Source organism: Ideonella sp. sgz306126, assembly GCF_056032705.1.
In genome coordinates this window covers 588,652-605,246 of the sequence record NZ_JBVYWP010000001.1, presented here as the reverse complement: position 1 = coordinate 605,246, position 16,595 = coordinate 588,652, and the positions used below count along the sequence as shown (strand labels likewise).

General features: G+C 56.0%; 17 protein-coding genes. 16 read left to right on the top strand and 1 reads right to left on the bottom strand.

Annotated features, from left to right (window positions below):
- Nucleotides 1–16: 16 nt before the first annotated feature.
- The 16 genes from AC0N04_RS02795 (at nucleotide 17) to AC0N04_RS02720 (ending at nucleotide 15,860) form a co-directional block, all read left to right on the top strand.
- Nucleotides 17–1,309 carry an oligosaccharide flippase family protein gene (locus AC0N04_RS02795; protein ID WP_474278381.1) on the top strand — a complete coding sequence of 431 codons (1,293 nt, stop codon included), beginning with the start codon at nucleotides 17–19 and terminating at the stop codon, nucleotides 1,307–1,309.
- Nucleotides 1,310–2,470 (top strand): polysaccharide pyruvyl transferase family protein, encoded by a 1,161-nt coding sequence (locus AC0N04_RS02790; protein ID WP_474278379.1) that lies wholly within the window; start codon nucleotides 1,310–1,312, stop codon nucleotides 2,468–2,470. It begins immediately after the preceding gene.
- Nucleotides 2,463–3,665 carry a Coenzyme F420 hydrogenase/dehydrogenase, beta subunit C-terminal domain gene (locus AC0N04_RS02785; protein WP_474278377.1) on the top strand — a complete coding sequence of 401 codons (1,203 nt, stop codon included), beginning with the start codon at nucleotides 2,463–2,465 and terminating at the stop codon, nucleotides 3,663–3,665. Before AC0N04_RS02790 ends, AC0N04_RS02785 begins: the two co-directional genes overlap by 8 nt.
- A gap of 8 nt (nucleotides 3,666–3,673) precedes the next feature.
- Nucleotides 3,674–5,002 (top strand): O-antigen ligase family protein, encoded by a 1,329-nt coding sequence (locus AC0N04_RS02780; RefSeq protein WP_474278375.1) that lies wholly within the window; start codon nucleotides 3,674–3,676, stop codon nucleotides 5,000–5,002.
- A 24-nt stretch (nucleotides 5,003–5,026) separates the two neighbouring features.
- A complete protein-coding gene (locus tag AC0N04_RS02775; RefSeq protein ID WP_474278373.1) occupies nucleotides 5,027–6,037 on the top strand; it encodes an acyltransferase family protein in 1,011 nt (336 codons plus the stop codon).
- Nucleotides 5,983–7,038: a glycosyltransferase family 2 protein gene (locus AC0N04_RS02770; protein ID WP_474278371.1), complete on the top strand. Its 1,056-nt coding sequence runs from the start codon at nucleotides 5,983–5,985 to the stop codon at nucleotides 7,036–7,038. Before AC0N04_RS02775 ends, AC0N04_RS02770 begins: the two co-directional genes overlap by 55 nt.
- A gap of 7 nt (nucleotides 7,039–7,045) precedes the next feature.
- A complete protein-coding gene (locus tag AC0N04_RS02765; RefSeq protein ID WP_474278369.1) occupies nucleotides 7,046–7,963 on the top strand; it encodes a glycosyltransferase family 2 protein in 918 nt (305 codons plus the stop codon).
- A 7-nt stretch (nucleotides 7,964–7,970) separates the two neighbouring features.
- Nucleotides 7,971–9,167, top strand: coding sequence for a glycosyltransferase (locus AC0N04_RS02760; protein WP_474278367.1), 1,197 nt, complete (start codon nucleotides 7,971–7,973; stop codon nucleotides 9,165–9,167).
- Between the two features lie 35 nt (nucleotides 9,168–9,202).
- Nucleotides 9,203–10,315 (top strand): glycosyltransferase family 4 protein, encoded by a 1,113-nt coding sequence (locus AC0N04_RS02755; protein ID WP_474278365.1) that lies wholly within the window; start codon nucleotides 9,203–9,205, stop codon nucleotides 10,313–10,315.
- A 37-nt stretch (nucleotides 10,316–10,352) separates the two neighbouring features.
- Nucleotides 10,353–11,384, top strand: a complete 1,032-nt coding sequence (locus AC0N04_RS02750) for a glycoside hydrolase family 99-like domain-containing protein (protein ID WP_474278363.1) — start codon at nucleotides 10,353–10,355, stop codon at nucleotides 11,382–11,384.
- On the top strand, nucleotides 11,381–12,484 hold the full coding sequence (locus AC0N04_RS02745) for a DUF1972 domain-containing protein (RefSeq protein ID WP_474278361.1): 1,104 nt from the start codon (nucleotides 11,381–11,383) through the stop codon (nucleotides 12,482–12,484). The genes AC0N04_RS02750 and AC0N04_RS02745 overlap by 4 nt, the downstream gene beginning before the upstream one ends.
- 267 nt (nucleotides 12,485–12,751) lie before the next feature.
- Nucleotides 12,752–13,060, top strand: coding sequence for a type II toxin-antitoxin system TacA family antitoxin (locus AC0N04_RS02740; RefSeq protein ID WP_474278359.1), 309 nt, complete (start codon nucleotides 12,752–12,754; stop codon nucleotides 13,058–13,060).
- Nucleotides 13,057–13,524: a GNAT family N-acetyltransferase gene (locus AC0N04_RS02735; protein ID WP_474278357.1), complete on the top strand. Its 468-nt coding sequence runs from the start codon at nucleotides 13,057–13,059 to the stop codon at nucleotides 13,522–13,524. The genes AC0N04_RS02740 and AC0N04_RS02735 overlap by 4 nt, the downstream gene beginning before the upstream one ends.
- Nucleotides 13,525–13,717: 193 nt before the next feature.
- Nucleotides 13,718–14,359: a PEP-CTERM sorting domain-containing protein gene (locus tag AC0N04_RS02730; RefSeq protein WP_474278355.1), complete on the top strand. Its 642-nt coding sequence runs from the start codon at nucleotides 13,718–13,720 to the stop codon at nucleotides 14,357–14,359.
- Between the two features lie 255 nt (nucleotides 14,360–14,614).
- Entirely contained in the window at nucleotides 14,615–15,250 is a 636-nt protein-coding gene (locus AC0N04_RS02725) for a DUF642 domain-containing protein (protein WP_474278353.1), read from the top strand.
- 46 nt (nucleotides 15,251–15,296) lie between these two features.
- Nucleotides 15,297–15,860, top strand: coding sequence for a PEP-CTERM sorting domain-containing protein (locus AC0N04_RS02720; protein WP_474278351.1), 564 nt, complete (start codon nucleotides 15,297–15,299; stop codon nucleotides 15,858–15,860).
- A 117-nt stretch (nucleotides 15,861–15,977) separates the two neighbouring features.
- Here the strand turns inward: AC0N04_RS02720 and AC0N04_RS02715 are convergent, their stop codons facing one another.
- Entirely contained in the window at nucleotides 15,978–16,589 is a 612-nt protein-coding gene (locus AC0N04_RS02715; protein ID WP_474278349.1) for a methyltransferase domain-containing protein, read from the bottom strand.
- Nucleotides 16,590–16,595 lie beyond the last annotated feature (6 nt).

Genomic DNA, 16,595 nt, shown 5'->3' with positions numbered 1-16,595 from the left:
ATTGGAGACGAGCGGATTGCTTAAGCACACCTTCTTTATGACTCTGTCAACAGCCCTGCGGTTGTTGACGGGCGTCGTCATTTTCATTGTGATGGCGAGAATGTGGGGGCCTGAGAAATTCGGCTCATTCATGTACCTGTTTACGACAACTTCCTTGATCGGGCTCGTAGTCGATTTCGGGTTCGGTCAACAGTTGATGCGGGATGTTGGCTACAACCAAGAAAGAACTGGTGAGTTGATGGCCGGCGTGATGGCTGCCAAGGTGATTCTCACAATTGGAACAGTTCTTGTTTCTTGCGTTGCTTTGCTGACGTCATGGGGAGAAAGGCAACCCCTGATGCTTTTCTGGGTATTGCTTTTAACCGGTATCCTGAGTTCATTTGCAGACACCTTCAACGCCGTATTTCGTGGGTTAGGTCAGTACAAGGAAGAAGCTCACATTGCATTTTGGGTGAATCTTGTTCACTTCGGTGTGGTGTTGGGTTTATTGATCATGGGTTGTGGTGTTATCGAAGTTGCATTGGGTTTTTTGGCTTCACGCATTCTTTTCCTCATTCTTACCGCCCGCACTTACCAGCGGCTGGTGCCGCGAGCCAACAGAGGTTCCCACCACACCATAGAACATGGCCTGCAGAATATTCGAGTGGGCCTTTCATTTGCGGCTGAGGCGGCTTTCACCAATTTTCAATCCCAGGCCGATACGCTCATCGTTCAACACTTCCTGGGCTCAGGTGCGGTGGGCTTGTACCAGGCCGGGCTTCGTCTCATGCAAGGCGCCAATACCTTTGCACAGGTGCTGAGTAATGTCTACCTGCCCGCCATGGCCGGCAAGATCGGGGACAAGACCGGCTTGAAGCTGCTTGCCAACCGGCTTTTCTTGCAGATGTTATTGATCGGCGGTGGCTTCATGCTCCTCTTTGTCACGGGCGCACAGGTCATCACGCACAAACTGTATGGCCACAGATACGACGAGCTCGGACGTCTGATGCCCTGGTTTGGCATGCTGCTGTTGGTCCGCTACGTCGCGGCCAGCCATGGCGTCACGCTCAGTGCAGTAAGGCTTCAGTCCACACGCGTCGCGGCTGTTGCCGCTGCATTGGCAGCCTTATTTATAGCAGCCTATTTCCTCATCCCGACGTTCGGGCTGCTCGGCATGCTCTATGCGTCCATTATTGCGGTGACCAGCCTCTATTTCATTTATGCCTTCACCTTGGTTCTGCGTGGTTTTCCATTGGGAATCAGTGCCATGAATGCGACGACTTTGGTCGTCGTCATCGGTGTGGTGTTCCTCCTGATGATGAGTCGTTGAATGCTGACCATAGGCTTGCTCTGGCACTCGCTAAGTTCCAGCAATCTTGGCGTTGGCGCTCTCACGCTCTCGCAGATGGCGATCCTGGAAAGTGCGGCCGCGCAACTCGACCTGAAGGTGCAATTCAAGCTCTTTGGCACGTTAGGCGCGGAAGACTATGGCCAGCAAACGAATGTTGTCAGCGTTTGCGGTGTTGAGCGCAACTTCATGGCCCCCTGGAAATCGCCCTTTCTCAGACAACTGCGCGAGTGTGATCTGGTGCTGGATATCGGGGAGGGTGACAGCTTCACTGACATCTACGGCCTTGAACGGTACCTCATTCTGACAGGCACCAAATATTCAGTCTGGTTGTCTGGTATCCCCTTGATCTTGAGCCCTCAAACCATAGGCCCATTTGAGCGCAGGTTCAGCCGGGCTGGTGCTCTGTTCATCATGAAGCGCAGCAAGCAAGTGTTTGCTCGCGACCATTTGTCCATGGAGTACCTGCGCTCCCACGGCGTTTCCAACGCGGCGGAGGTCATTGACGTTGCATTTGCACTGCCCTATCAAAAGCCGGTGCGGCACGATGAAGGCCGCATTCGGGTGGGCATCAATGTATCCGCGCTGCTCTACCACGGTGGCTACACCCGCAACAATCAGTTTGCCTTGAGTCTGGACTACGCTGCACTTACCCACGCCATGCTGGATTGGTTCACAGCCAAGGCGGACTGCGATGTCTTCCTTGTTTCACATGTCATCCCTGAATCCATGGAAGTCGAGGACGATCATCGCGTGTCACTTGCGTTGCAGCAGCGCTATCCCGGTGTGCAAGTGGCCCCTCGATTTGCCTCCCCTGGTGACGCCAAGTCCTTCATCTCGGGCATGGACTTTTTCGTGGGCGCGCGCATGCACGCTTGCATCGGCGCATTTTCCAGTGGCGTACCTGTCGTGCCACTGGCCTACAGCCGTAAATTCAACGGGCTGTTTGCGTCGCTAGGCTATCCACACTTTGGCGATTGCAAGGCAGACAGCCAGGAGGAGGTGATGGCATTGATAAAGAAGTCATTCGAGGCGCGCCTGGCCCTGAAGGCAGAGGTTGACGCTGGCAACCGGGTAGCCGAAAGCAGGCTTGCCAAATACGAGAGCTATCTGGTTGGCATGCTGAAGGAATTGCGTGCGTAAACGCATCAGTATCGAATCGATAAGTGCCAGCGGCCTGTGCACGGGCTGCGGCCTGTGCCAGACCCTGTTTCCAGGCAAGGTGAAGATCGCGCTCAGTCATGCGGGCTACCTGCGCCCCGTTGCACAGCAAGCGCTGGACGCCGACGAGTGCGAGCAGTTGGGCAATGTGTGCCCCGGCGTACTCATCCAACACCAGGACAAGCTGACAAACTATCACCCCCATTGGGGCCCACTGGTGCAGGTGCGCACAGGGCACGCCCATGACCCCCAGACGAGGCACCGGGGCTCTTCTGGCGGCGTGCTGTCTGCCCTGTTGATTCACTTGCTTGAAAGCAGACAGGTGGACTACGTGGCCCACATCAAGGCCGCGACCAATGACCCGCTGGGCAACGAGATGAGCATCAGCCGTACAGCCGGGCAGGTACTTGATGGGGCGGGCTCCCGCTACGCCCCATCCGCTCCGTTGGCCCAACTGCGCGAACTACTTGCCATGCCCGGCCGATTCGCCTTTGTGGGCAAACCCTGTGACGTTGCTGCCCTGCGCCGCTTTGAGGCCTTGCACCCCGATATCAGCACCAAAGTGCCCTTTATGCTGTCATTCATGTGCGCTGGAATACCGAGCCGCAAAGGCACATTGACCCTACTGGAGAAGTTTGAAGTCCAGCCGGAGCGGGTGAAGTCATTTGTTTTTCGTGGCGACGGCTGGCCCGGAAAAACCACTGCCATCACGTTCGACAACAAATGCTTTGAAACTGACTACGCCACATCCTGGGGAACGGTCCTTAACCGGCATCTGCAATTCCGCTGCAAGATTTGCCCCGACGGTACAGGCGAATTTGCGGACGTGGTCGGTGCTGATGCTTGGTACGGCAAAGACGGCTACCCAGAGTTTGACGAGCGCGAAGGCCGCAGCCTCGTGATAACACGCACCGCAAAGGGCGAAGCCCTGGTGCAAAGCGCCATGCAGGCCAGTGCCATTGCCACTGAACCGTTGCCTGAGGAAGAAATTGCCAAGATGCAACCGTATCAACTCAACCGCAAGCGCTTGGTCATGTCGCGCATTGCGGCGCTATGGGTGGCGCGTCGCCTAGCACCTCGCTATGTCAACTTGCCACTGTTTCGTTTGGCTGCCGAACTTAGCTTGCGCGAAAACATCAGCAGTTTCAGAGGCACGCTGCGGCGCCTGATTGATTAATGACGACCATGAGCACAAAAAGCATTAATGACGGAAAAGAATCAAAGTATTTTTATTTGTTCTTGGTCTTCGTGTTTATATTGCCTCTTTGGCCTAATTATGCAGAGTTAAAGTTTGGCGGTTTACCCAATGTTGCGCCAGATCGATTGCTTCGATTTGCATTATTAGTTGGGTTCATTTGGAATTTTTTTACCAATTCTGACGCTATTCAATTAATGAAGCGGCGTTTGCTGGAATATCGATTATTTATTTCTGCGCTGAGTTTGTTTTATGGCGTTCGCATGGTTAGTGCAGCATATTCAGAGAATCCAATATTTGAGTTGTATGCATTTTTTAGAAACGAATTTTTTGTAACGTTTCCCCTGTTGTTTTATGCGCTGCTTGCAATCAGTTTCAAAAAGAATGCACACAAAGTGATGGTCACCTTGGTGATATCTGGGTGCTTGGCCAGCATCGTTGCACTCATTGACTATTATAAGCAAAGAAACCTGTTAATGAGTTTCTTTCCCATCAATAGTGACTATTTGATGGGTGTGTTTTTGGACAAAACGCGCGATGGTGGTTACCGCGCTGAAGGCACCTTCGAGCATCCCATTCTGCTTGGTCAATTCTTTATACTACTCTTGCCGATAATTTGGGCACTGTTTTGTCAAACAACTAGAAGTGCAAACAAATTATTGTATATGACGGCTGGGCTCTTGGCTTTGGCGTCCATATATGCGAGTGGTTCGCGTGCGGCACTAGGTTTGGTGTTTGCTGTCGCGGTGATCATGTTGTCTTGGGAAATATATGCGTGGACAAGGCGTTCTAAAAATAGAGTGCTGCAGTATCTGGTTATGTCTCAAGTGCCGCTCGCAATTGCGGGATTGATTTCAGCGTTCTATTTCTATGTGGGGACTTTATTCGGGCGCACCCAAGAAACCATTTCTAGCACGAGTGCGCGAGTCGAAATGCTGCTGGGTGGCCTGCCGCGGGCGTTGGAGGCGCCCTTCCTTGGGCATGGTCTTGGAGAAGGACTGTCTGTATTCTCCCTTGTCGGTCGGGCAGGCATTAGAACTTTAGATAACTATTATCTGCTAATCAGTTTGGAATCGGGCTTTTCGGCGGCAGCTTTGTTGCTCTTAGTGTTAATATTGGGTGGTATTCCTTGGCGCCGGTTAATTGAGGTTGACAAGCTAAATGAAGCGAGAACTCATGCATCTGCTGTCACCGTGTTGTTGACATATTCAATTCAAATGGGTATCCACTCGCTGAGTTCTCAGATGTGGTTCATTTTGTTGATCGTTGTATGCGCGAAAATCACTCAGGAAGGCGATACTAATAATGCCTCAAATTGATGACTAGGCCATATATCAGTCGATATGAATACGCGCAGCCCAAATAATTTTGATGCGATGCGACTTGCTGCATCGGTTCTTGTCTTGTTTTCGCACTCGTTTCCCTTGGTGCTAAATGCAAGAGATGAACCGCTGGTTGCGCTTAGCAATGGCCGCCTTAATGGTGGCAGGCTCGCGGTTGTCGTTTTTTTTATCCTCAGTGGATTCTTAATCGCTGCGAGTTGGGAGGGTAAGAAAAATATATATGCCTTTCTGAATGCGCGAGTACGCAGAATATTTCCAGGGCTCGCTAGTGTTCTGTTAATCACAATTGTGGTTGGGGCGTTCATTACATCGGCTGATCTCTCTGATTTTATGGGGGCTAGTCTCATTTATTTCATAAAAAATATAACCCTTTATAAAGGTAAATTTGATCTTCCTGGGGTTTTTGGACGCAATCCCTATGGGTCAGCAATTAATGGCTCCCTCTGGACATTGCGGCATGAATTTACCTGCTACTTATTAATTGCGGCCTTGGGTTATTTTGGCATTTTGCGAAAGTCAGTGGTGTGGTTGCTCTGGATCATTTGTATTGGCTTGTCGACAATTGATTCTGGTTTCGTTAATTTCTTTCGCGAATTTATACCCCTTTGTGGTTGGTTTCTTGCCGGAACAATTGCATTTCTTTATAAAGAAAGCCTGTCAGGCAGTGTTGAACTGTTCGGTGCAATATTTTTTGTGTTGCTCCTGTATCTATTGAAGATCAATGTGCTCATCGGGTCGCCGTTCATAGCTTACTTGATAATTCGTGTTGGTTATTGTAGGTTTGGGTTGTCAAATTTCGCTAAATTTGGGGACTTTTCCTACGGAATTTATATTTATGCATTCCCGGTGCAGCAGTTTGTAATATACCTAGTCACAAGATCAATGCCTGGATATTTGACTTGGTGGGTCGTGTTTATGCTATCTCTACCGGTTTCATTGTTGCTTGCGGTAGCGTCATGGCATTTGGTGGAAAAGCGGTTTCTGCAACGGAAGGCTGTTGCTGCATGTTAGTAAGGCACGAAGTTTCGAGTGTCGTCACATTGATTTTGAACTGGAATGGTTGGCAAGACACCATTGAATGTCTTGAAAGCCTATACCAAAGTGCCGGCGTGGCTTTCCGAGTAGTGGTGTGCGATAACCTATCACATGATGGCTCTCTTGAGAAAATATCGTCATGGGCTGAAGCTAAGGCAATTCCTTCTGTGCTGTATGGTCGAGCACAAGCCGAGGCAGGGGGGGCTGATGATCCAGAGGCCCCGCTGGTTCTGATCCAAACCGGGGCGAATCTTGGTTTTGCGGGGGGCAACAACGTCGGCCTGCGCTACTGTATCGCTCACGGCGGTTTTGACTACGTTTGGATATTGAACAACGACACAGTGGTGGCGCCGGATGCTTTGCTGAAGCTGGTGGAGCGTATGCAGCAGGATTCCACTGTGGGCATCTGTGGCTCCAGACTTGTTTTCCATCATCAGCGGGATACGGTTCAGGCCTACGGCGGGGCAGCCTTTGATCCTTCGCGAGGCGTGGTGGTGCCAATTGGGCAGTTTCAACCTACAAGTGCCAAATGCAATGTAGCAGCGGTGGAGGCGCAGACGGCCTATGTGGTGGGCGCTTCGATGCTGGTGAGCGCAGCTTTCCTTCAGTCTGTGGGGCTGATGTGTGAAGACTATTTTCTTTATTTCGAAGAGATAGATTGGGCTTTTCGGGCGCGAGGCAGGTTCAAGTTGGCTTATGCCGATGCAAGCTTGGTTTGGCATAAGGAGGGTGGGTCCATCGGCTCCAGTAGCTTGGGTCAGCCGTCTACCCTTTCTACCAGGTATCTCTATCGCAACAGGGTAATCTTCAACTGGAAGTTCAACCGGGCCAACTTCATTCGCTGCCTGGCCCAGATTGGCCTGGAGTTGCTGACGTTCCTCAAACGCAAGCAGTTCAAGACTGCCAAAGTCGCTCTGTTCGCCACAATGCTCGGTTTGTTCGCCTTGCGCCGCGTGGGGGGCCGCCATGCCGCCTAAGCCCTTGTTGTCGATCGTCATCGTCAACTACAACGGCCGCCGTTTCCTGGACGACTGTCTGGCCTCGGTGGTGCGGTTCGTGGCTTGCACCCATGAGGTGATCATCGTGGACAACGCTTCCAGCGACGGCAGTTCGGCCTACATAGAAGCAAATTTCCCAAGCGTTCACTTGATCAAGAACGCCATCAACAGTGGCTTTACCGGAGGGAACAACCTGGGTGTGAATGTTGCCGCAGGCGACTTGGTGCTCCTGCTGAACAACGACACCAAGCTATTGGGCCCGATCGCTGACGTTGTGACTGCCTTTGACAACCCTAAGTTGGGTGCCGCGGGTGCGCACCTGTTCTATGGCGATGGGCGCAACCAACCGTCCGTTGGCTATGAACACACGCCTGCACGCATCGTGCTGTCTTGGTTGGGGTTGGCCTCTGTGGCGGCGTTGCCCACCTTGTTTCGCCGGACCGAGACGCAGCCGGCGTTTTACGATCAGCCCCATGCTCAGGTGGCGTGGGTATCGGGCGCGTTCTTAATGACGCGCCGCAGCTTGTGGCGAACCATTGGTGGGTTGGACGAACGCTATTTCATGTACGTAGAAGACGTGGACTACTGCAAGCAAGTGCGGATGCTGGGCTTTGACGTTGCTTATGTGCCCAGCGTGCGAGTGACGCACTATGAGGGGGCTGGCAAGCCATGGATCGGCCAAGGGGCGCTGACGCGCACGGTTCGCTCTTACCGGCTGTACCTAGCCAAGCACCACGGCGTCACCGTAGCTGCAGTAAGCAGTACGCTGATCGCCTTGGTGTTGGCACTGCGGGTGCCTGTATACGCCGCACGATACAAAGTGCGCGGCCATGCTGTTGATCTGGAAAGGGCGCGGGGCTTTGCTGCTGCGGCCAGGCAGGCCCTGCAACGGGTGGAGGGGTGACCACGCTTTGAAACTCATCGTTCTATCGCCCTTTGTCTATTACCCCGGCGTGCCGCACGGCGGCGGCGCATTGTGCTGGGGGCAGCTGGAAGGACTGGTTGCGGAACACGAGGTTCACTTTCTGGCGTTTGCCCAAGCAGGCGCCGAAGAGCTCGCTGTTGCGCTTCCGCATTTGCAGAGGATCTGTGCCTCCGTTACCACGGTGCACCAGCCATTGGGTAGGCTCACCATCATGCGTGCCAAGGTGGCACAAGTGCTGCGCCTGACGCCAGTCGGTGCATATCTGTGCAGGGTGCCGGCAATGTCATTGGCCGTGCGGGACGCCATCGCGCGATTGGCGCCTGATGCGGTGCTGATCCAATTTCCCCAGATGGCGCAGTACATCGATGCAAGCAACGGGATTCCCGCGCTGATGGATGTTCAAGATGCTTATTCAATCTCAGCCTATCGACAATTTAGGTCTCAAAAGCGGATAATGAAACGGGCGTTGGCCCTTATGAATTGGCTGGGGTGGTTGTGTTATGAAGCTCGGTATTACCGTAAATTTTCCCTGATAGCCGTATTGACTGAGCAAGATCGTTTGGGTCTGGAGGTTTTTAATCCCGGATTAGGCGCAGTGACCAGTCCTGCGGCGGTCGTCATGCCAGCAAAAACTTGGAAAATCGGCACGACAAAAAAAATCGCATTCATTGGCTCATTTTCCCATCTGCCCAACGTCACAGGATTAATGTTTTTCATTAATAAAGTGCTTCCAGACGTGCTGCGAGCACATCCAGACGCGATTTTTGAGGTTGCTGGAAAAGGCATTCCAACCGCCATATTGGCGCTAGCAAATAAAAATATCAGATTCGTGGGTATCGTGCCCGACGCGTTTGAATTTTTGTGTTCCGCCTCACTGGTGGTGGTGCCCTTACTGAGTGGCGGTGGTATCAAGATCAAGACGCTTGAGGCCATGGCTTGCGGCTGCCCCATCGTGTCAACGAGCATTGGCGCGGAAGAAACCGGAGCGAAGTCGGGCAAACATATGCTTATCGCGGATTCACCCGCAGAGTTTGCGAGACAGGTGGTGGCGGTGCTGGACAACCCCGATCTGAGCAAACGCCTCAGCATCTGTGCCCGAGCGCTGGCTGAAGTACAGTTCTCTTGGCAAGCCAAACGGGCTTCATTGAATGAAATGTTAATTCAAGCAGTTGTTAGTCGATGATAAGTGACGCCCCAAAAGCAACCGAGCAATCACGTATGAAGGTTGGCTTCGACCTGCATGTGGTCGACGGCCTCTTCCAAGGCTCGCGTACGCATGTCATAGAAGTCTTTTCGAGGGTGGCTAAATTGTGTCCGGAAATTGACTTTTTCTGCTTGCTGGCGGAAACGGAGTCGTTTTTGACTAGGTACCCTGCCTTTGACTTGCCCAATGTCAATCTCGTAAGATTGGCCAAGACGGGATCCGTGCGGAGATTAATATGGGAGCTGCCTCGTCTGCAAAAATCATTGGGGTTGGATATACTTCACACGCAATACATCATTCCCCTGCCTTCGCTCTCCAAAACAGTAGTCACCATTCATGATGTTTTGTTCGAAAGCCATCCTCAGTATTTTCAATTACTATTCCGGGTTCGGTCGCGTATTCTGATGCGTTGGGCTGCGTGCCGCGCCGAACATATTTTCACGGTAAGCGAATTTTCGAAGCGCGAAATTTGTAATCGATATGGTGTGCCTGAGAACCGATTAACGGTAACAACCAATGCTGCGGACTCAGCGCGATTTTATTCTGGCAACGAGGGTGGAGAGTTCCTGGCCGCGAGAGGATTGCTGTCGCGTAGTTATTTTTTGACCGTGGGCCGACTTGAACCACGAAAGAATCACGTAACCCTGTTCAAGGCTTATGCCGCGCTAGGGCAAGACGCGCCACCATTGGTTGTTGTGGGTCAAAAGGATTTTGGCTTTGATCCCCTATTTCAAGTGGTCGTGGAGTCAGGGATCAAAGACAAAGTTATTTTTCTCGACAATGTGGGCGACAAGGAGTTGCCTGCCCTTTATAGGCATTGCCTAGCCTTTGTCTACCCATCGTTGGCTGAGGGCTTTGGCATGCCCCCATTAGAAGCCATGGCGAGCGGAGCGCCTGTGATCGTTGCGAATAACACGGCACTTTCTGAGGTGGTAGGTGCTGCTGGGCGCTTAGTGAGCTCGACCGATATGGGTGCACTCCGAGATGCGCTGTATGAAATCGCGACTGATCCAGAGTTGCGCGAGGCGACCGTGCAAAAGGGATTGGTACAGGCAAAGCAGTTTTCCTGGGATGCGGCTGCTACCAGGGTGGCGAGCAGATATAAGATCATTTTGCACGAAGACTAAAATAATGAAGCGTACTCTACTTTTGGTGGTCCTTTTCATGAGTGGTTTGTATGCGTCGGCCCAGACTGCTAAATATAGTGTGGGTGTATATTATTTTCCAGGGTGGGCTGATAATCAAAATGGAGCACAGTTTTCGAAACCTTGGGAGAAAATAAAGCCATATCCTGAGCGAGAGCCGATGCTGGGTTGGTACCATGACGGTGCTGACGATGTGATGCGTCAACAGATTGACTGGATGGCGAAATACGGAATTGGATTTGTGGCCTACGACTGGTATTGGAGCAAAGACGGAAAGGTATTTTTGGAGCATGCTATTTCCGCCCACATGCGGGCGCCCAATAGGGACAAGGTTAAGATCTCCTTACTCTGGGCTAATCATAACGGTGTGCCGTCTAGTCGCCAGAACTTCGACAGTATGATAACTTATTGGGTAACGCATTATTTTCAGAGGCCAGAATTTTTGCGAATCGACAATAAGCCGGTGGTCTTTGTCTTTTATGCAGACTTTTTGAAGGATGATGCTGCTAAGTTTGGGGCCACTACCAAGGATCTACTGGATTCTGCACAATCTATTGCTAGGCGGAATGGTTTGCCAGGTATATATTTTGTTGCTGGTACTGGTGCGGTTTCACCCATGATCGACGGCTATGCGCGAGCCTCTGGTTATTCTGCACTGTCGGCCTACAATTATCACCAAGGGCTTAGGTCGCCAGTGATGTCGGAAAGTTTCTCAGAATTGGATAAGGATTACCAAGAGCAGTGGGTCCAGTTTCTTTCGAAGGGGGATCTCCCATTGGTTGTTCCTATGACTGTGGGCTGGGATAAGCGTCCTTGGGGGGGGAGCGTAAATCCCTTACATGACCGGTCTAGAGGCACCGCAAATCAGTTTGAGGTGCACTTGCGGGCTGCTAAATCCATCATGGATTCAGGGCGATCTGGAAATCTAAAAATGGGTGTGATTTGCTGCTGGAACGAGTTTGGAGAAGGCTCTTACCTTGAGCCTACCAAGAAGGACGGATTCAGCTATCTCGAAAAGGTCAAAAAGGTGTTTGGTGTACAAACTCAATGAAAGCGCTTCGAATTCTAGGCACCCGTGGTGTGCCAGCCGCTCATGGTGGTTTTGAGACCTTTGCGGAACATCTGGCGCTGTACCTAATCAACCGAGGTTGGCGCGTTGTGGTGTATTGCCAAGAAGACGGCAGTGGCCCTGTGTTTACTGACGTCTGGAACGGCATAGAGCGAGTTTGTATTCCAGTAAGGGGTGACGGTGCTAAAAGCACCGTCACTTTCGATTGGAAGGCCACACAGCACGCTGCAAAGCAGGGCGATCTATGCCTGACTCTAGGCTACAACACCGCCATTTTTTGTGCAGCGCTGCGCCTGCGTGGTGTGCCCAACGTGATCAACATGGACGGCATTGAGTGGTCGCGCGCGAAGTGGGCCGGTACGGCCAAGGCTTGGTTTTGGATCAATGATTGGGTAGGTTGCTGGCTGGGTAATCATCTGGTGGCTGACCATCCTGAGATCAAAGTGCATCTGTCAAGCCGTACATCAGCATCCAAGATCACCATGATTCCTTATGGTGCAGACGCGGTGGGGGCAGCATATGAAACCAGTGTGCGTGCACTAGGCTTAACGCCGGGCGAATACCTTTCCGTTATCGCCCGTCCTGAACCGGAAAACTCGTTGCTGGAGATCGTCACCGGTTTTTCAGCGGCTCGGCGGGGGGTGACATTGGCGGTGCTGGGTCGATATGACGACAGCAACCGGTTCCACCGAGCGGTTAAGGCGGCGGCAAGTGATGAGGTCCGCTTTCTAGGTGCAATCTACGACAAGCCGGTCGTGCAGGCGCTGCGTTTCCATAGCCTGGCGTACGTTCATGGTCACCAAGTTGGCGGAACCAATCCTTCATTGGTAGAGGCGCTTGGCGCAGGTAACGCTGTGATCGCCCATGACAACCGATTCAACAGGTGGGTGGCCGGGAGTGGGGCACGGTACTTTCAAAGTTCCTGGGAATTTTCGGCGCTGTTGGATGACTTGCTTGCCGATCGCGGATCCCTTCATGGAATGGGGCAGGCGAGTCGCCAGCGCTTCAAAGATGGGTTGACCTGGCCTCAAGTGCTGGCGCAATACGAAACACTGCTTGCGGGCTGGCTGCCACGGCGCTGATCTCAGAATCCCGCGGACGATTCGAATTGCCTGGTGATCGCGGCTGCGGCCGTAGGCATTGGAAGGCTGCTGGTGATCTGGTGGTGTAGAGCGCTACTTCGATGTGCAGGCACTCTCGTCCCTCCTGGCCTGGGCGGCGTCAGCGAACCGAACGCGACCCCGATGCGCAGCGTGATGGGCGTTCCCTGCAGAATCGTCAAGTCTCAATGTATGGACAAATGACATTCAATATTGACATTACGAACGCAATACTCCGAAAGGTGCCTCATGGCCCATGCCCAAGATCCCGTCACGATCAGCATTCGCGCCAAGGCAGGGCAACGCGACCTGATCGATCAGGCTGCCGACCGCCTGGGCCGCAGTCGCTCGGACTTCATGCTCGAAGCCGCCTGCAGGCAGGCTGAGGACGTGTTGCTAGATCAAACCTACTTTGCGCTCGACACCAAGACCTTTACCAGCTTCCAGGACCTGCTCGACACGCCGCCCGCGCCCACCGATCGCCTGCGCCGCACCCTCAAGGCCCGTGCGCCGTGGGACACCGCCGCGGCCAAGGCGACCGGCCAACGTGTGAAGTGACGGCGCCGATGCTTTCAGCGCCACAACCGCTGGCCAGCCACCACCAGCTTGCCGCCTTCGACAGCGGCGAGTTGTCGCTGGACGACTGGCTGAAGCATCGTGCCGCCAAGAATCAGGCCAATGGCGCGTCCCGCACTTACGTCGTGTGCGAGGGCCCGAACCTGGATCGCGTGATCGGCTACTACGGCCTGGCGGCCGGCGCCATCGGCCACGCCGAGGCGCCTTCCACCCTGAAGCGCAATCGGCCTGACCCGGTCCCTGTGCTCGTCCTCGGCCGCCTGGCCATCCACAAGAATCACCATCAGAAGGGCATCGGCACCGCTCTGCTGGGGGACGCCATCCGGCGCGCGATCCAGGCCGCCGGCATCGCTGGTGTCACCGCGCTGCTGGTGCACGCGATCTCGGAGCCCGCCCGGCGCTTCTACCTCTCGCGCGGCTTCACGAGTCGCCCATCAAGCCCATGACTCTGTGCCTGATGCTGGCCACGGTCGACCAGGCGCTGCGCGAGCCTTGATGTTGATGGCGGCGGTCATCTGCGTGGCGCCACTGCACTCCATGGCGTTCGTCAATCTACCGAGTTAGGGGGGGTAGGGGGTGGCAACACCTCGATACACTCTCCGCGACCGCTGTAGTCACCACAAATTCAGGAAGTACGCCATGTCCCTCACCCCGTTCAAGCTCTGCGCCACCGCCGTTCTGGCGCTGGCCTTCTCGCAGGCCAGCCTGGCCACCACCAATCTGGTGAGCGACGGCAACTTCGTCGAGGGCGCGACGGCGGGCACCTTCACCACCTACAACGCGGCGAGCAACATCGGCCCGTGGTCGGTGACCTCGGGTTCGGTGGACCTGATCGGCACCTACTGGCAGCAAACGCCCAACGGCAGCTACTCGGTGGATCTGAACGGCAACACCCCAGGCGGCATCAGCCAGACGCTGAACCTGGCGGCCGGCAGCTACCAGCTGAGCTTCTACCTGGCCTCCAACCCGGATGCCAACTGGTACAACGGCGGCCAGTCCAACACCGTCGCCGTGTCGGTGGGCAATGCCTCGCAGCAATACACCGTCTCGCCGGCGGGCCACAGCGCCAACAACATGGGCTTCCAGCTGGAAACGCTGAGCTTCACGACCGCGGCGGCCACGACGTTGTCGTTCAACAGCCTGGATGCGGGCGGTGCCACCGGCCCGGTGGTGGGTGGCGTGTCGGTCGCGGCCGTGCCCGAGCCCAGCTCGCTGGCGCTGATGTTCGCCGGCCTGGCGATCGTCGGTGGCGTCAGCCGTCGTCGCAAGAACCGCGTCTGAGCCCCCCAAGGCCGGCGGCCCGCGCCGCCAGCCGTCAAGAGCCTCCCGCCGGGAGGCTTTTTCGTTGACGGTGCTCGTTGGCCGCGTTCGCGGTGAACGGGTGCATGGCCATCGGGCTGCGCACGGTGCGCCTTTCGGTGCGTGGCGCGTCCGCGGTGGCGGTTCGAAGCGTGTCAAGGCGCCACCCTAGGGGGGGCGAAATCGGCAAGACCCCGATAGAGTCGGGGCCAAGCTCTCATCATCAGGACGTACGCCATGGCTCTCTCTGCATTCAAGCTCTGCGCAACCGCGGCGGTGGCGCTCGCCTTCTCCCAAGGCAGCCTGGCGACGCCCAATCTGGTCAGTGACGGCAACTTCGCGCAAGGCGCTGCCGTCAATGGCTTCAGTACCTATTCGGCGGGGGGCAACATCGGCCCGTGGGCTGTGACCTCGGGTTCGGTGGACCTGATCGGCACCTACTGGCAACAAGCGCCGGGCGGCAGCTACTCGGTCGATCTGGACGGCGGCAGCCCGGGCGGCATCAGCCAGTCGCTGAGCCTGGCGGCCGGCTCGTATCAGCTGAGCTTCTACCTCGCGTCCAACCCGGACAACCCGAATCCTTCCTACAACAACAGCGTTCTGGTGTCGGTGGGCAATGCCTCGCAGACCTTCACCAGCTCGCCGCTGGGCAACAGCAAGACCAACATGGGCTTCCAGTTGCAGACGCTGAGCTTCACCACGGCGGCCGCCACCACGCTGTCGTTCACCAGCAAGGACGGCAGTGGCGCCTACGGCCCGGTGGTGGGCGGGGTGTCGGTGGCCGCGGTGCCTGAGCCCAGCTCGCTGGCGCTGATGTTCGCTGGCCTGGCGATCGTCGGTGGCGTCAGCCGCCGCCGCAAGAATCGCGCTTGATCCAGGCGCGTGCCGTTTCGCAGTTCAACAACAAAAGGGGAATGTCATGAAGTTTCGGAATCTGTTCCTGGCTGCGGCCCTCGGGGCCTTGGGCTTCGCCGCCAACGCGACCGACTTTGCCGTCAACGCCTATGCCAACTCGTCTTCGGGCGGCACGGCGCTGGGCACGATCGCGCTGACCAGCGGTGAAGCCTTCACCGTCTCGGTCGATCCGAGCCAGCTCTGGAGCGCAGGCGCGCTGCCGCGCTGGTCCAACGCCAATGGCCTGACCGGCAATCTGTACGCCACCGGCACCGATGCCTCGGGCCAGCCCGCGGGCACCTTGATCGGCCAGAGCTTCGGCACCTGGAGCCAGGGCAACCTGACGGCCGCCTACGGCGCGCTGGTGGGCCAGATCGGGGGCGGCAACTACTTCCTGGTCGGCACGAACTACAGCGGCGTCGCGTCCACCAACGGCACGCTGAACCTGTACTACTGGGATTCGAACTACGCCGACAACACCGGCAGCATCACGGCCCACGTGGCCGCCGTGCCGGAGCCAGCGTCCGCCATCCTGCTGGTGATTGGCCTGATGGGCTTGATGGCCTTCCGTCGCCGCATCAACGGCTGAGGCGCTTCGCCCGACCGACAAAAAGAGCCCCGCCGGGGCTCTTTTCCGTTGGGGCGCCGGCTCAGGCGTTCGACTCGATCTGCTCCTGCTCCTCTTCTGGCCCGGGCCGCCCGGGCCTCAGCGCCGCCGCAGCGGCACCGCCAGCTCGTGTGCCAGGTTCGGGTGCGGCACCTTGGCGTGCGGCGGCTTGGGCCAGGCCCAGGCGCTGTCGGGAAACAGCGCGCGCATCGCGTTGATGTCGCAGTGGTAGGGCGGGCCGAACACCTGGCCTTCTTCGCTGGCGGCCGGCCGCAGCATCTGCATGAACAGCGCCCACAGCTGGCCCTCGGGCTTCAGCCAGGCCTGCAGCTGGCCGGCGTAGCGGACCCAGTGATCCGGGTGCAGCGCGCACAGGCAGGTCTGCTCGTAGATCGCGTCGAAGGGCTCGGTCGGCGCAAAGCCCAGCACGTCGGCCTGCAGGACCTGGGCGTTCACGCCCTGCTGTGCGCAGTAGGCGCGGGCCTTGTCGACCGCCGCGGCGGTGTAGTCGATGCCCACCACATCGAAGCCGCGCCGCGCCAGCTCCGCCACCTCCCAGCCGCTGCCGCAGCCGGGCACGGCGATGCGGCAGGGCGCCAGCGCGCCGCTGTCCAGCCAGGCCAGCAACTGCGGGCTGGGGCCACCGCGGTCCCAGCCGGTCTGTTGGGTCTCGAAGCGTTCTTGCCAGAATTCGGGGGTGGGGCCGGCCATGGGGAC

What these genes read in the sequence shown, in the direction of transcription:
- AC0N04_RS02790 (WP_474278379.1), top strand. Translation starts at nt 1,310, where the DNA reads ATGCTGACCATAGGCTTGCTCTGGCACTCGCTAAGTTCCAGCAATCTT.
- AC0N04_RS02780 (WP_474278375.1), top strand. Translation starts at nt 3,674, where the DNA reads ATGAGCACAAAAAGCATTAATGACGGAAAAGAATCAAAGTATTTTTAT.
- AC0N04_RS02775 (WP_474278373.1), top strand. Translation starts at nt 5,027, where the DNA reads ATGAATACGCGCAGCCCAAATAATTTTGATGCGATGCGACTTGCTGCA.
- AC0N04_RS02770 (WP_474278371.1), top strand. Translation starts at nt 5,983, where the DNA reads ATGGCATTTGGTGGAAAAGCGGTTTCTGCAACGGAAGGCTGTTGCTGC.
- AC0N04_RS02755 (WP_474278365.1), top strand. Translation starts at nt 9,203, where the DNA reads ATGAAGGTTGGCTTCGACCTGCATGTGGTCGACGGCCTCTTCCAAGGC.
- AC0N04_RS02750 (WP_474278363.1), top strand. Translation starts at nt 10,353, where the DNA reads ATGAGTGGTTTGTATGCGTCGGCCCAGACTGCTAAATATAGTGTGGGT.
- AC0N04_RS02745 (WP_474278361.1), top strand. Translation starts at nt 11,381, where the DNA reads ATGAAAGCGCTTCGAATTCTAGGCACCCGTGGTGTGCCAGCCGCTCAT.
- AC0N04_RS02740 (WP_474278359.1), top strand. Translation starts at nt 12,752, where the DNA reads ATGGCCCATGCCCAAGATCCCGTCACGATCAGCATTCGCGCCAAGGCA.
- AC0N04_RS02730 (WP_474278355.1), top strand. Translation starts at nt 13,718, where the DNA reads ATGTCCCTCACCCCGTTCAAGCTCTGCGCCACCGCCGTTCTGGCGCTG.
- AC0N04_RS02725 (WP_474278353.1), top strand. Translation starts at nt 14,615, where the DNA reads ATGGCTCTCTCTGCATTCAAGCTCTGCGCAACCGCGGCGGTGGCGCTC.
- AC0N04_RS02720 (WP_474278351.1), top strand. Translation starts at nt 15,297, where the DNA reads ATGAAGTTTCGGAATCTGTTCCTGGCTGCGGCCCTCGGGGCCTTGGGC.
- AC0N04_RS02715 (WP_474278349.1), bottom strand. Translation starts at nt 16,589, where the DNA reads ATGGCCGGCCCCACCCCCGAATTCTGGCAAGAACGCTTCGAGACCCAA.